Origin of the sequence: Clostridium sp. SGI.024 (genome assembly GCF_050315195.1) — a bacterium.
Taxonomy (GTDB): Bacteria; Bacillota; Clostridia; order Clostridiales; family Clostridiaceae; genus Clostridium.
In genome coordinates this window covers 13,811-27,931 of sequence record NZ_JBNPON010000051.1, presented here as the reverse complement: position 1 = coordinate 27,931, position 14,121 = coordinate 13,811, and the positions used below count along the sequence as shown (strand labels likewise).

The window sequence follows — 14,121 nt, the reverse complement described above, 5'->3', positions numbered from 1 at the left end:
GGGGTTTTTTATGCAAGGAATAAAAATTAATAATAGTAAGCTAAAGGGAATTGTTAAAGTTCCACCTTCTAAAAGTATGGCTCATAGGGCTATAATCTGTGCAGCACTTGGAAGTGGAGTTTCTACAATAGAAAATATAGATTACTCTGATGATATTAATGCAACTATAGATGGAATGATATCTTTAGGTGCCAGTATTAAAAAAGATGGTGATAAGCTAACTATCATAGGAGCATTTAATAAGGAGGCTAAGAGAAATGCAGTTAGAACTATTGATTGTAATGAATCAGGTTCAACTCTTAGATTTTTAGTTCCTGTATCACTACTATTTGATGGTATGACTAAGTTTGTTGGAAGAGGAAACCTAGGAAAGAGACCATTAGATGCCTATTACAATATTTTTAAAGAACAAGGAGTTAAGTATAGTACAGTTGATGGTAGATTAAGTTTAATGGTTAAGGGAAAGTTAGATAGTGGAGAATTTACTTTAGCTGGAAATATTAGCTCTCAATTTATTACAGGACTTTTATTTGCCTTGCCTTTACTAGAAGGTGATTCCAAGATAATACTTACTACAGAATTGGAATCTAAAGGATATATAGATTTAACCTTAGCTTGCATGAAAGACTTTGGAATTTATATAGAGAATAATAATTACAGGGAATTTACAATTAAAGGAAACCAGGGTTATGTTTCTAGAGATTATAGAGTTGAAGGTGATTATTCACAAGGAGCCTTTTATTTATGTGCAGATGCCTTAGGCTCTGAAGTAGAAGTTCAAGATTTACGAAAAGATTCATTACAAGGAGATAAAGAGATAATAGAAATTTTAGAAAGAATGGGAGCTAAATTTAATTATGGAGATAAATTAAGTTGTAACCCTTCAAATGAATTAGTTTCTACAGTTATTGATGGCTCTCAATGTCCAGATATAATACCTGTGATTTCTTTAGTTGCAGCATTATCAAAGGGGACAACAGAAATTATAAATGCAGGTAGATTAAGAATTAAGGAATGTGATAGATTAAAGGCTGTAGCAACTGAACTTAACAAACTTGGTGCGAATATTGAGGAAAAAGAAGAGGGGCTAGTAATACATGGTGTTCAAGAACTAGAAGGTGGAGTAGAAGTATGGAGCTGGAAGGATCATAGAATAGCCATGACTTTAGCAATAGCGTCAACTAGGTGTAAAAAGCCTATAATAATAAAAGATTATGATTGTGTAGCGAAATCTTACCCGAAATTTTTCGAGGATTATAAAATGCTAGGAGGGGCTGTAGATGAGTGGAGTCTTTGGGAATAATGTTAAGATATCTATTTTTGGTGAATCACATGGAAATGCAATTGGAATTACTATAGATGGACTTCCATGTGGATTTGAAATTGATATGGATAAGGTGTTATTTGAAATGGGAAGAAGAGCACCAGGTAAAAATCAATTATCAACAGCAAGAAATGAAAAAGATTTGCCAGAAATATTAAGTGGATATTTTGAAGGTAGGACTACTGGAACACCACTTTGTGCAATTATTAGAAATGGTGATACTAGATCTAAGGATTATTCAAAAACTAAGGATTTTGTAAGACCAGGTCATGCAGATTATAGTGGCTTTGAAAGATATTCAGGCTTTAATGATTATAGAGGTGGTGGACATTTTTCAGGTAGATTAACTGCTCCATTAGTATTTGCAGGAGCTATATGCAAACAAATATTAGAGGGAAAAGGAATATTTATAGGTGCTCATATAGGTTCTATAAAGAATATAGAAGATGATAGTTTTAATCCTACAAATATTTCTACTAAGGAATTATTAAATTTAAAATCTAAGGAACTTCCATTAATAAATGAAGCTTTGGAAGAAAAAATTAGACATACTATTATGCAAGCAAAGTATGAAGGAGATTCAGTAGGTGGAACCATAGAATGTGCTATAGTTGGAATAAAGGCTGGAGTAGGTAATCCGTTTTTTGATTCAATAGAATCTACCTTGGCTCATCTTATGTTTTCTGTGCCAGCCATAAAAGGAATTGAATTTGGAAGAGGTTTTGATATGACGAAACTCTTTGGATCAGAAGTAAATGATGAGTATTATTATGATGGAGATTTAGTAAAGACTAAAACTAATAATAATGGTGGTATATTAGGTGGAATAAGCAATGGAATGCCTATAGTCTTTAAGGTAGCTGTAAAACCAACTGCATCAATATTAAAAGAGCAAAATACAATTGATATAAATAATAAAAAAGATGTTAAATTTAGAATAGAAGGAAGACATGACCCTTGTATAGTACAAAGGGCAGTACCTGTAATAGAGGCAGTTGCTGCAATAGGTATACTAGATTTAATAAAGGGGAGATACTAATGGGTAACTTAGAGGACTATAGGAGAGAAATTGATTCTATAGATAGAGAGTTAATAGCTTTATTTGAAAAAAGAATGAATGTGGCTATTAAGGTAGGAGAATATAAAAAAGAAAGAAATCTTCCAATATTTAATGCTAAAAGAGAAGAGGAAGTAATAGAAAAAAATATAAACCTTCTAAATAATAGAGAGTATAGTGAAATTACTAGAAATTTTTTTGAAAAAGTTATGGAACTTAGCAGATCCTTGCAAGCAGATTTAATGGAGAGAAACAAGGATAATATAAAAGATAATATAATAGAAGGTAAGGTTAAGATAGGTTATCAAGGCGTAGAGGGATCCTTTAGTGAAGAGGCCTTAAGAAAGTATTTTAATTCTTATGATAGTATAAAAAATTACGAAGAATTCAAGGATGTTTTTAATGCATTAGAAAATAATTATATACAATATGCAATACTTCCTATTGAAAATTCATATACAGGAGCTATTACAGAAGTTTATGATCTTTTAGTTAAATATAATTTTTATATAGTTGGTGAAGAATGTATAAAAATTGATCAAAATCTTATGGGGATATCTGGAACTAATATAGATGAGATTGAAGAAATATATTCTCATCCTCAAGGCTTTGAACAAAGTAGAGGATTTTTAAGTAGATATGATAAAATTAAATTAATTCCTTATCATAATACAGCAATAAGTGCTAAATTAGTTTCTGATTTAAAGGATAAGAAAAAGGCAGCTATTGGAAGTAAAAGAGCAGCAAATATTTATGGCTTAAGCATACTAAAAGAAAATATTAATGATAAAAAAGATAATCATACTAAGTTTATAATTATTGGTAAAGAATTAAAGTATAATGATTCTAGTAATAAAATTAGTGTGGTATTTTCTCTAGAAGATAAGGCAGGAACATTATATAAGCTATTAAGACATTTTGCAGAAAACCATATTAATATGATTAAAATAGAGTCAAGACCTAACAAACATGAGTCTTGGAAGTATTTGCTTTACGTAGATTTTGAAGGAAACTTAAATAATGATTTAGTAAAGAATGCTTTAGAACTTATAGAAAAAAATAGTGGCTACTTTAAAATAATTGGAAACTATAAAAATTCAAATAATTAATAATAAAAATCCAGCAATAAATAAATTGCTGGATTTTTGTTATTAATTCTAACCTTCAAAGCTCTCTTAAATAGATATTGATGAACTATTTAATACAAAATTTAATAACGAGAGTCAGTATTATATTTTAATTTTAGAGAATTGAGAGATCTAAGATGCGATATCAAGAACTTATAAAAATTTAGTAACATATAACTATAAAATTTGAGAAAAAAATTAATAAATTTTATAAAAATAATGTCAATATATATTGATAATTTTACCAATATATATTAACATATTCTTACAGGGATAAATAGCCATTACAAGTCATATACTTGGAATAGAATCTATAAATTCAATATTTTCTTTAATAGATTAGAATTAAGATGATTCCATTAAAGTGTTGATTTCATTTAATAAGTTATTTATTTTTAATTCAAAAGCTTTTATTAATGCTTAATAAGTAGATTTTTTAACAAAGAAACTACCTAGCGGAAGGAGGATAATATCATTTTTTTTATTTAATTAACTAAGTGGTGCAATCCACTTATATCATGATTTATATCAATAGGTTTTTTGTAAACGTTACTATTAGGTGAGAGTATTGCAACATATGATAATTAAGTATGAAATGCATATTCCTTAAGGGGCATAGGCAGAATAGTAAATAAGAAAATTAATATCAATTAAAGTGGTAATGTTCGTAAGAATTGCAAAAAGTTTTCTATAAAATGTTATATCTATATCATACAAGGAGGAATATATAATGGAAAGATTAAAAGGAAAAGTGGCAATTGTAACAGGTTCTACTAGCGGAATTGGAGTTGGAATTGCTAAACTATTTGCAAAAGAAGGAGCTAAAGTTGTTATATGTGGACGTCGTGAAGCTAAAGGTCAAGCTGTAGTTGATAGTATTGTTCAAGAGGGTGGAGAAGCATTTTATCATTTTATGGATATTACAAAAGTTGAAAGTATAGATGCTTTATTTAAAGATACTTCAGAAAAATATGGGAAAATTGATATTTTAGTTAATAATGCTGCTAATGTTGGCTTAAAGGATGGGCGTGTTGATGAATTAACATTGGAGATGTGGGATAATATTTTCCAAAGTGATATTCGTGGAACTTTCTATGCAACAAAATGTGTTTTACCATATATGCAGGAAAATAAAGGAGGTTCTATCATTAATATTGGATCAATGGCTTCATGTGGCGGAGACCTTGGATCAACTGCTTATGCTTGTGCTAAAGCTGGTGTAGATATGTTAACTAAATCAACTGCATTACAATTTGGTAAAGATAATATTCGCTGTAACTGTGTTCGCCCAGGTTTAATCATAACACCTGAAAATGCTGATTATGTACCACAAGTTTTGAAAGATATATTCTTAAACAACATTATGGTTAACCGTTATGGTACCCCTGAAGATATTGCCAATATGTGTGTGTACTTAGCATCTGATGAAAGTGAATACTTTACAGGACAAGTTGTTACAGTGGATGGTGGATTGAATTCTCATGTATCTACTGTAGGACAATTTAAAGAAATGAAATCTCGTACTTGGTAATATAATAATAAGGGAACAATCATATTATTGTTATGTTTTTATTCTATAGAAAATTATATTTTTAAAGAACTGTGGATACCTTTATGAGAGTAGTAAACCTCATAGTCCACAAAGTGGATTTTTTTATAGCATATATTAACTATTAGAAAGATTTAGTATCATACAATTGTGAAATTTCTGTCAGGCCGAAAAGAATAAGAATAAAGTTAACCTATATAAAAGTATCTATATAAATTTACATAATTCCAACATTAGGAGGAATTATTACCATCAGCTTTCAAAGAAAAATATATAATGCTAGTGTGACTTGGAGTGTATGCGACGGAAATACTAATAAGAAAAAATATAGTAAAGTCATTATACAGAGTAAATAGAGCAACTTATATAATTCCGACGTTAGGAGGAATTATTACCTTTAATGTTGGAAGGAGATAAATATTATGTTTTGGCGACTTGGAGCGTATGCGAGGTCGCAAGAAACATAATATTTATCTCATAAATTTTTTTATAAAAAATAGTGGAAATAAAAAAAATATAGGTGTATAATAAAAATATGAATATTAAGAATTTTCTGAAAATTAATATTTTGAAAGAGAGGAACCTTTAATAAAGGATGGGGGTCTTGAAAAGGTTTACTTATGGGAGGTATACTTATGGTTGGTTTTGATGTTAGAAAAATAAGTTCTGAGGATTATGATGATGTTATTAGACTAAGTGAAGACTTAGATTATTCAAGCATTAAATCCATAATCGAAGATGAAAATTCTAAGATTATTGTAGCTCAATTAAATGATGAAATTATAGGTTACATTAATTTCACAATTTTAAATAATAGAAGCTATATAAGCAATTTAGCTATTAATGAAATCATGGTTGAGGAAAAGTATAGGGGGCTTGGAGTAGGACATCAGCTAATGATAGAGGCTAAAAAATATGCAGAGGATTATAATGCAGCTTCTATAGTTGCAACTTATAATAATTATAAGGAAGAGGAGGTGTATTTTTATAATAAAGAAGGCTTTAGATTGAATGGTGAAAGGAGGTATGAGAAAATATCCTAATTCAATAAATTGAAAGGAAGTATAGCTTAAGAGTATCACATTCAATCAGAAGGAAGGAGGCATGAATAGAAATCCAACATTTTATAGATAGAAGGTAGCATAAGTTGATTATTTAAAAAATAATTGCTTTTGCTACCTTCATTTAATTATTATAAGCTTAAGATACTATACTAGTCTTAATATATTTTATTAAATAGCTTAAGGTATAGAAATCTTTATCTAACTCATTAGCTAATAAAGTCAATCCTTTAATTAATTCTTCTTCATTAAAATTTTCTAAAAGTATCATAATACTTAAGAGATTTATCTTTCCATCTCTAGTATCTAAAACTCTTGAGTTCTTTACATATTTATTATTTAAGGCATTTAAAATAGCATTTGTAAGATCTACACTTAAATCTAACTTTGGCATTTCATTGTAAACTTTAATTTCTGGATTATCTATATTTAAATTCTTTGTTTTACTTAAATCAGTTGAAAGAAAAATAGTGTTTTTAAATTTAGCATCTTTAAAGTCTACATTGTCTAATCTTACTGAGTCGAAAATAGTATTTTCAAATTTAGCATTTTTAAAATTACTCTTCTTAAAATTACTACCTATAAACTCTGAAAATTTAAAACTACATTTTAAAAAACTACAAGATTTAAAATGTGCACCTCTGAAATTTACATAGTCAAAATTTGAGCCAGAAAAATTACAATTATAGCAATTACTCTTTTCAAGATTTTGATACATAAAGTTCTTATCTTTTTTTTCTATATTTTCATACTTAAAATTACCTTTAGTTTTTTGATCTCTAGCCATTATTACCTCCATAATAAATATATATTTATTTTAATTAATAGTAACATAGAAATAAAAAAATGTCATATGTAAAGTAAGAGGTAAGAAGTAGAGAGTGAAGACTTATTCATAAATTCATATTTCATTCTTTAATTTTAAAGCTAATAAATATACTAATGAACTAATAGTTATAACTTTATTATTTATAATATATTAATTATCTTTAGTTGGTACTTTAATACAATTGCAAATTAATGTATATTTAAATTGTACACTAATAATATAGAATAAGCTTATAAAGAATAAAAATAGGTTGTAAGATTATCAATCTATTTTTATGATATAATAAATTTAATATTTCTAAGGGGGCAAGATTATGGAGTTTTATGGACTTTTAGGAGAAAAACTTTCTCATAGCTTATCACCAGAAATTCATAGTGAATTGTTAAGACTAATGAATAAAGCTGGAGGCTATAAGTTATTTGAAGTTGAAAGAAATAGACTTAAAGATTTTACAGAGAGTCTAAAGCTTTTAAAAATAAGGGGATGTAATGTAACTATTCCTTATAAAAGAGATATAATGGAATATGTTGATTTTATATCCGATGAAGCTAAAAAAATAGGGGCAGTAAATACAATATATTTAAATGAAGGAAAACTTTATGGATATAATACAGATTACTTTGGATTTGGATATATGCTAAAAGTTAGTAATATAGATATTAAGGATAAAATTGCAGTAATATTAGGAAATGGTGGGGCATCAAGAGCAGTAGTTCATTATTTAGTAGATAATAATGTTAAAGAAGTTTATTTAGTAAGTAGAAATCCAAATAAAAATGATTTTTCACTTGAAAATGTAAAGTTAATTAGCTATGGCGAATTAGAATCATTAAAAGGCAATATATTAATTAATGCTACTCCAGTAGGAATGTATCCTAATACAGAGGAATCACCAGTAACTAAAGAAATAATAAGTAACTTTGATGCTTTAGTTGACTTAATATATAATCCTATGGAAACTAAGTTTTTATCTTATGGAAAAGAATTAAATAAAATAAATGTTGGTGGTCTTTATATGCTTATTGGGCAAGCAGCTAAGGCACAAGAAGTATGGCAAGGTACTAATATTAGTGAAGCTATTATTGAAAAAATATATAATAAAATAAATAAAAAATTTCTTTAATTTCAGGAGAGGATTATGGATAAAAATATAATTTTATTAATTGGAATGCCTGGATGTGGTAAAACTACCATAGGAGAAATAGTTTCAAAGAAGCTTGGTTATAAATTTTGTGATATGGACACTTATATTGAGGAAATTTCAAAAAGCACAGTTAAAGAATTATTTGAAAAAAGCGAGGAGTACTTTAGGGATTTTGAAACAAGAGCTTGCATGGAATTAAGTACTATAAAGGAGAAAATAATTATATCTACTGGTGGTGGAGTAGTTAAAAGAAAAGAAAATATAGATTTTTTTAAAGAAAAGGGAATTATTATTTTTATAGATAGATCTGTAGAAGATATTATAAATGACATAGACACTAATTCAAGGCCATTATTAAAAGATGGTATAAGTAAGCTTTACAACCTATATTCAGAAAGATATAATTTATATAAAGATTATTCGCAATATAAAATCAGCAACGATAAAGATATAGAAAAAGTTATAAATAATATAATAAAAATAATAAATAGCAATAAGTAGAGGGGGTAATATATGAAGATACTAGTTATTAATGGTCCTAATTTAAATATGGTTGGAATAAGAGAAAAAGGAATATATGGCACTAGAGATTTTAAGGATATTTGTAACTATATTAATGAAGAGGGGCAAAAAAGACACATAGACATAAAATTATTTCAAAGCAATATTGAAGGCGAAATAATTAATGAAATTCATAATGCTTATTATGAAAATTATGACGGAATAATAATAAATCCAGGTGCATTTACTCATTATAGTTATGCTATTTTAGATGCAATAAAAGCTGTAAACATTAATACAGTAGAAGTTCATTTATCAAATATACATGCAAGAGAAGAGTTTAGGCATAAATCAGTTATAGCACCAGCATGTATTGGGCAAATTTGTGGGTTTAAAGAATTTGGGTATGTAATGGCTATGGAAGCACTAATTGAAGGTAAGAAGTAAGAGTGAATAGAGAATAGTGAAGGAGTAAATTCTTTTGGAATTTATAAATTTCATAATTCAGCTTGCTGAATTATTTCAATAACTATTAGTTATTACTTATTAACTCTTACCTCTTAGCTATTAACTATTACTTAAAATTGTAGTATGGAGGGATAGGAAAGATGATTATTGTAATGAATCCAAATTGTAGTGAAAATGAAGTATTGAAGGTTAAGGGAGAATTAGAGAGTAAAGGATTAGGTATTCACTTATCTCAAGGTGAAACCTTTTGTATAATAGGTGTAGTTGGTGAAACTAGAGCTATAGATTCAAATAAGCTTTTAAGATTTTCTGGAGTAGATAAAGTTTTAAAGGTAGAAGAGCCTTACAAGAAGGCAAATAGGCTATTTAAGCCTGAGGATACTGTAATAGATGTAAAGGGTAGTTTAATTGGGGGAAATAATTTAGGTATTATGGCTGGACCATGTTCAGTTGAAAGTGAAGATCAAATAATTGAAATAGCTAAAAGTGTAAAGGAATCTGGTGCTAATTTCTTAAGAGGGGGAGCATTTAAACCAAGAACTTCTCCATATAGTTTCCAAGGCTTAGAGTTAGAAGGCTTAGAACTTCTTAAAAAGGCAAGGGAAGCAACAGGATTACCAATAGTAACGGAAATAATGTCAACTGATTATATAGATGTTTTTGAAAGAGATGTTGATGTAATTCAGGTTGGTGCTAGAAATATGCAAAACTTCGATTTATTAAAGCAATTAGGTAAGACAAATAAGCCTATTTTGTTAAAGAGAGGTTTATCAGCAACAATTGAGGAATGGCTTATGTCAGCAGAATATATAATGGCTGCAGGAAATGAAAATGTAATTCTTTGTGAAAGAGGTATAAGAACCTTTGAAACTTACACAAGAAATACATTAGATTTAAGTGCAATACCAGTTATCAAGAAAAGATCACATTTACCAGTAATAGTAGACCCTAGTCACGCAGCAGGATACTGGGATCTTGTAGAACCATTAGCAAAGGCTGCAATTAGTGCAGGGGCAGATGGACTTATGATAGAAGTCCACAATAATCCACAATGTGCTTTAAGCGATGGACAACAATCAATAAAACCAGAATCATTCAAGAAGATAATGGATAAAGTGAGAGTTTTAGCTGAAATGGAAGGAAAGAAACTATAGTAATGAAAAATGTAAAATGAAGAATGAAGAATTATTGAAGAAATTCAGCCTTGGTTGAATTTCAACATTAATTTTATATTTTACATTCTTCATTATACATTTAAATTGGGGGTATTTATGAATATTTTAATTGTAGGGCTTGGTGTTATAGGTGGAAGTTATGCTATGGCACTTAAAGCAGCAGGTTATGAAGATATCTATGGAATAGATAGTAATTTAGAAACTTTAAGAAAAGCTAAAGAATTAGGCTTAATTAAGGAAGGTTATGTAGAAGGAAAAGAGATTGTAGGCCAAGCTGATTTAATTATTATTTCTCTTTATCCAAGGTTAGTTAAGAACTTTATTGAGAAAAATAAGGATTATTTAAAAAGAGGGGCCATAATAACTGATGCTACAGGGATAAAGGAGCATTTTGTTGATGATATATTAAGCATATTACCAGAAGGAATAGATTTTATTTTTGGACATCCTATGGCAGGAAGAGAGAAAAAAGGCATAGATTATGCATCAAAAGAAGTTTTTAAAGGAGCAAATTACTTAATAACTGTAACTGATAGAAATAAGGAAGAAAATATTAAGCTTTTAGAAAGTATTATTTATGATATGGGCTTTAAAAATATAAAGAGAATAAATCCTAAATATCATGATAAAATAATTGCATTTACAAGTCAGTTACCTCATGCTATTGCAGTAGCATTAATTAATAGTGATGAAGAGGGTAGGGATACTGGAAGCTTTATTGGAGACAGTTATAGGGATTTAACTAGAATTGCTAACATTAATGAAGATTTATGGAGTGAACTTTTTTTTGGAAATAAGAAGAATTTATTAGAATCAATAGATAACTTTTTAGTGGAGTTAAATAATATAAGAAATTCTATAGTTAATGAAGAAGAAGAAGAATTAAAAAGCTTATTTATAAAGTCGAGTAAAAGAAGAGAAAAACTATAGAGCTACTAGCTAAAGAGGGTACTGAAAACTTTAAAACTTTCAGTACCCTCTTATCAATATTTTATATATCAATTATTTAATAGTTCAATTATAGATAAATCTCTATATTTACTTAAATCTATAAATTCCTTTTTATTTTTCATAAAAATTACTCCTAAAATATATTTATATTAAGTAAGAAAACAATTTTTTTGACAAATTTATTATTATATAGTTAATTATTATATCGAATAGAAAATTATAAATTTTAGGGTTTAAGTAAAAAAATGCATAGTAATAAGGGAATTGTATAGAAATTAAGTAATAATATATATTAAATTATCATATGTGTTATAATAATTCATATAAAATTTGAAGGAGAGATATTAATGAAAGAATTAGAAACAAGAGTAGTTGATATAGATGTTGATAAAATAAGAAAAATTTTAAATAATATTGGAGCTGAAAAAGTAAAGGAAGAATATCAAATTAATAATATATACGATTTTGAAGATAATAGACTTTTAAATGACAAAGGATATGCAAGGATAAGAATAACTGACGATAGACTTAATAATAAAGAAGTAGTGTATATGACTACTAAAAAAATGTTAAGTCAAGGAACTTTTAAGGAAATGGAGGAAAATGAAACTATAGTAGAAGATAAAGAGGCAGCAAATAAAATATTTATTTCATTAGGTCTATCTTTAAAACAATCAATAAAAAAATATAGAGAAAGTTATAAAATAAAGGATTCTTTAGTAGAAATAGATATTAATGATAAGAGTTTTTGTCCATTCCCTTATTTAGAAATTGAAACTTATTCAGAAGATAGACTTAAAGAAATATTGAGTTTATTAGGTTATACTATTGAAGATACTACATCAAAGACTATTTATGAATTATTAGAGGAAAAAGGACTTTCTAAAGAAGAAGGTAAGGGGCTATAAAAAGCATATACTTTAAAATTAGTTGTAACAAAAGCACATTCTTCTTAGTAAATTATAATTAAGGATTTTATTTAAATACTAAGGAGGATATATTATGGAATGGTTTTTTGCATTAAGCCCAATTTTTCAGGGATTACTTGCAACCATATTTACTTGGTCAGTTACTGCTTTAGGAGCTGCTGTAGTATTTTTCTTTAAAAAAATTGATAAAAGAATTTTAAATACAATGTTAGGTTTTGGTGCTGGAGTAATGGTGGCAGCTAGCTTTTGGTCTCTTTTAAGTCCAGCAATAGAGCTTTCAGAACAGCTTGGTTATTCAGGATTTGTTATTCCTTCAATAGGATTTTTTTTAGGTGGTGCATTTTTAGTTTTTGCGGATAAGTTAATGGATACTTATTCTTATGGAGTTATAATAAATAAAGATGAAGAGAATATTTCTAAATCAGCTAGATATAAAAAGAGTATTCTATTGGTTTTAGCTGTAACTCTTCATAATATCCCAGAAGGACTTGCTGTAGGTGTGGCTTTTGGGGGAGTAGCAGCAGGAATACCAGGAACTAGTATTGCAGCGGCTCTTGCTCTTGCTTTAGGAATAGGACTTCAAAATTTCCCAGAAGGAGCAGCGGTTTCATTGCCTTTAAGAAGTGAAGGATTATCAAGAACAAAAAGTTTTCTTTATGGACAAGCTTCAGGGCTTGTAGAACCCATTGCGGGAGTTATTGGAGTAATTGCAGCATTAGCAGTAAGGAGTATTCTACCATTTTTGTTGTCATTTTCAGCTGGAGCAATGATTGCTGTAGTTGGAGCTGAGTTATTGCCAGAAGCTTCAATACAAAATAAAAAACTAACTACTTTAGGCCTTATATTAGGATTTATAGTAATGATGATTTTAGATGTAGCTTTAGGATAGATTTTTTAGTATAGTTCAAACTAAAAATAAAGGAGTTGCCATGGCAACTCCTTAAATCTAATGAAATTATGCTTTGTTAATTGATCCGAATAATTCCATTTTTTCTTTAACTGTAGCTTTAATAGCTTCAAATCCTGGAGCTAAAAGCTTTCTTGGGTCAAAGCCTTTTCCTTGGATATCTTTTCCTGCTTCAATGTACTTTCTAGTACCTTCAGCAAATGCTAATTGACATTCAGTATTAACATTGATCTTAGAAACTCCTAGAGAAATAGCTTTCTTTATCATATCTTCTGGGATTCCAGTACCACCGTGTAGTACTAGTGGAACATTGTTAGTTACGTTGCTTATAGCTTCTAAAGCATCAAAGCTTAAGCCCTTCCAGTTTGATGGATATACTCCGTGGATGTTACCAATACCAGCTGCTAACATAGTAACTCCTAAGTCAGCAATTGCCTTACATTCAGCAGCATCTGCGATTTCTCCAGCACCAACAACTCCGTCTTCTTCTCCACCGATTGATCCAACTTCAGCTTCTAAAGATAAACCTTTTTCTGAAGTTAATTTAACCATTTCCTTTGTCTTAGCTATATTTTCATCTATTGGATAGTGAGAACCATCAAACATGATTGATGAGAAACCAGCTTCCATAGCTTTTAAAGCACCTTCATAGCTACCGTGGTCTAAGTGTAATGCAACTGGTACTGTGATGTTTAATTCTTCTAACATTCCATTTACCATTCCAACTACAGTTTTAAAACCACACATATATTTAGCAGCTCCCTCAGAAACTCCTAATATAACTGGTGAATTATTTTCTTGAGCAGTTAATAAAATTGCTTTAGTCCATTCTAAATTGTTGATATTGAATTGACCTACAGCGTATTTTCCCGCTTTAGCCTTGTTTAACATTTCTTTTGCTGAAACTAACATGCTATAAAACCTCCATAACTTTATATTTTATTACAATTAAGCTATGTAGCTAACTGTATTAAAAGTAACAACTAAAAAGTTGAACTCATTGTTAATATTATAACTCAAAATAAATTTAATTTAAACAAAAAAATTAGAAATTAGTTGCCAAGATATAAAAATTATGTGATATTTTCTAGTTTTATAT

General features: G+C 28.6%; 14 protein-coding genes. 12 read left to right on the top strand and 2 right to left on the bottom strand.

Features of this window, described 5'->3' with window-relative positions; all coding sequences use genetic code 11:
• Positions 1-10: 10 nt before the first annotated feature.
• The 5 genes from aroA to ACQRD5_RS12945 all read left to right on the top strand — a co-directional run bounded on the left by aroA (position 11) and on the right by ACQRD5_RS12945 (position 6,100).
• The gene (gene aroA / locus ACQRD5_RS12965) at positions 11-1,303 is read left to right on the top strand and encodes a 3-phosphoshikimate 1-carboxyvinyltransferase (RefSeq protein ID WP_291630084.1); all 1,293 of its coding nucleotides are present in this window, start codon (positions 11-13) and stop codon (positions 1,301-1,303) included.
• Positions 1,281-2,363: a chorismate synthase gene (gene aroC, locus ACQRD5_RS12960; RefSeq protein WP_291630086.1), complete on the top strand. Its 1,083-nt coding sequence runs from the start codon at positions 1,281-1,283 to the stop codon at positions 2,361-2,363. Before aroA ends, aroC begins: the two co-directional genes overlap by 23 nt.
• On the top strand, positions 2,363-3,490 hold the full coding sequence (gene pheA, locus ACQRD5_RS12955; protein WP_291630088.1) for a prephenate dehydratase: 1,128 nt from the start codon (positions 2,363-2,365) through the stop codon (positions 3,488-3,490). The genes aroC and pheA overlap by 1 nt, the downstream gene beginning before the upstream one ends.
• A 748-nt stretch (positions 3,491-4,238) precedes the next feature.
• Positions 4,239-5,039: an SDR family NAD(P)-dependent oxidoreductase gene (locus ACQRD5_RS12950; RefSeq protein ID WP_291630090.1), complete on the top strand. Its 801-nt coding sequence runs from the start codon at positions 4,239-4,241 to the stop codon at positions 5,037-5,039.
• 653 nt (positions 5,040-5,692) lie between these two features.
• Positions 5,693-6,100: a GNAT family N-acetyltransferase gene (locus tag ACQRD5_RS12945; protein ID WP_291630092.1), complete on the top strand. Its 408-nt coding sequence runs from the start codon at positions 5,693-5,695 to the stop codon at positions 6,098-6,100.
• Between the two features lie 157 nt (positions 6,101-6,257).
• Here ACQRD5_RS12945 and ACQRD5_RS12940 read toward each other — a convergent pair whose 3' ends face one another.
• On the bottom strand, positions 6,258-6,905 hold the full coding sequence (locus ACQRD5_RS12940; RefSeq protein WP_291630094.1) for a pentapeptide repeat-containing protein: 648 nt from the start codon (positions 6,903-6,905) through the stop codon (positions 6,258-6,260).
• A gap of 355 nt (positions 6,906-7,260) precedes the next feature.
• Here ACQRD5_RS12940 and aroE point away from each other — a divergent pair, with 355 nt between their 5' ends.
• From aroE to ACQRD5_RS12905, 7 genes are all read left to right on the top strand, one after another.
• Entirely contained in the window at positions 7,261-8,070 is an 810-nt protein-coding gene (gene aroE, locus ACQRD5_RS12935) for a shikimate dehydrogenase (RefSeq protein WP_291630097.1), read from the top strand.
• 15 nt (positions 8,071-8,085) lie between these two features.
• Positions 8,086-8,592 carry a shikimate kinase gene (locus tag ACQRD5_RS12930; RefSeq protein ID WP_291630099.1) on the top strand — a complete coding sequence of 169 codons (507 nt, stop codon included), beginning with the start codon at positions 8,086-8,088 and terminating at the stop codon, positions 8,590-8,592.
• A 12-nt stretch (positions 8,593-8,604) separates the two neighbouring features.
• Positions 8,605-9,039 (top strand): type II 3-dehydroquinate dehydratase, encoded by a 435-nt coding sequence (gene aroQ / locus ACQRD5_RS12925; RefSeq protein WP_291630101.1) that lies wholly within the window; start codon positions 8,605-8,607, stop codon positions 9,037-9,039.
• Between the two features lie 161 nt (positions 9,040-9,200).
• Positions 9,201-10,214, top strand: coding sequence for a 3-deoxy-7-phosphoheptulonate synthase (aroF, locus tag ACQRD5_RS12920; protein WP_291630103.1), 1,014 nt, complete (start codon positions 9,201-9,203; stop codon positions 10,212-10,214).
• Positions 10,215-10,331: 117 nt separating this feature from the next.
• A complete protein-coding gene (locus tag ACQRD5_RS12915) occupies positions 10,332-11,165 on the top strand; it encodes a prephenate dehydrogenase (RefSeq protein ID WP_291630105.1) in 834 nt (277 codons plus the stop codon).
• A 368-nt stretch (positions 11,166-11,533) separates the two neighbouring features.
• Entirely contained in the window at positions 11,534-12,094 is a 561-nt protein-coding gene (locus tag ACQRD5_RS12910; protein WP_291630107.1) for a class IV adenylate cyclase, read from the top strand.
• Between the two features lie 94 nt (positions 12,095-12,188).
• A complete protein-coding gene (locus ACQRD5_RS12905) occupies positions 12,189-13,004 on the top strand; it encodes a ZIP family metal transporter (protein ID WP_291630109.1) in 816 nt (271 codons plus the stop codon).
• A 66-nt stretch (positions 13,005-13,070) separates the two neighbouring features.
• Here the strand turns inward: ACQRD5_RS12905 and fba are convergent, their stop codons facing one another.
• Positions 13,071-13,934: a class II fructose-1,6-bisphosphate aldolase gene (fba, locus tag ACQRD5_RS12900; RefSeq protein WP_291630111.1), complete on the bottom strand. Its 864-nt coding sequence runs from the start codon at positions 13,932-13,934 to the stop codon at positions 13,071-13,073.
• Positions 13,935-14,121 lie beyond the last annotated feature (187 nt).

Coding starts and splice junctions, on each gene's coding strand:
- aroA (WP_291630084.1), top strand. CDS start 11: ATGCAAGGAATAAAAATTAATAATAGTAAGCTAAAGGGAATTGTTAAA.
- aroC (WP_291630086.1), top strand. CDS start 1,281: ATGAGTGGAGTCTTTGGGAATAATGTTAAGATATCTATTTTTGGTGAA.
- pheA (WP_291630088.1), top strand. CDS start 2,363: ATGGGTAACTTAGAGGACTATAGGAGAGAAATTGATTCTATAGATAGA.
- ACQRD5_RS12950 (WP_291630090.1), top strand. CDS start 4,239: ATGGAAAGATTAAAAGGAAAAGTGGCAATTGTAACAGGTTCTACTAGC.
- ACQRD5_RS12945 (WP_291630092.1), top strand. CDS start 5,693: ATGGTTGGTTTTGATGTTAGAAAAATAAGTTCTGAGGATTATGATGAT.
- ACQRD5_RS12940 (WP_291630094.1), bottom strand. CDS start 6,905: ATGGCTAGAGATCAAAAAACTAAAGGTAATTTTAAGTATGAAAATATA.
- aroE (WP_291630097.1), top strand. CDS start 7,261: ATGGAGTTTTATGGACTTTTAGGAGAAAAACTTTCTCATAGCTTATCA.
- ACQRD5_RS12930 (WP_291630099.1), top strand. CDS start 8,086: ATGGATAAAAATATAATTTTATTAATTGGAATGCCTGGATGTGGTAAA.
- aroQ (WP_291630101.1), top strand. CDS start 8,605: ATGAAGATACTAGTTATTAATGGTCCTAATTTAAATATGGTTGGAATA.
- aroF (WP_291630103.1), top strand. CDS start 9,201: ATGATTATTGTAATGAATCCAAATTGTAGTGAAAATGAAGTATTGAAG.
- ACQRD5_RS12915 (WP_291630105.1), top strand. CDS start 10,332: ATGAATATTTTAATTGTAGGGCTTGGTGTTATAGGTGGAAGTTATGCT.
- ACQRD5_RS12910 (WP_291630107.1), top strand. CDS start 11,534: ATGAAAGAATTAGAAACAAGAGTAGTTGATATAGATGTTGATAAAATA.
- ACQRD5_RS12905 (WP_291630109.1), top strand. CDS start 12,189: ATGGAATGGTTTTTTGCATTAAGCCCAATTTTTCAGGGATTACTTGCA.
- fba (WP_291630111.1), bottom strand. CDS start 13,934: ATGTTAGTTTCAGCAAAAGAAATGTTAAACAAGGCTAAAGCGGGAAAA.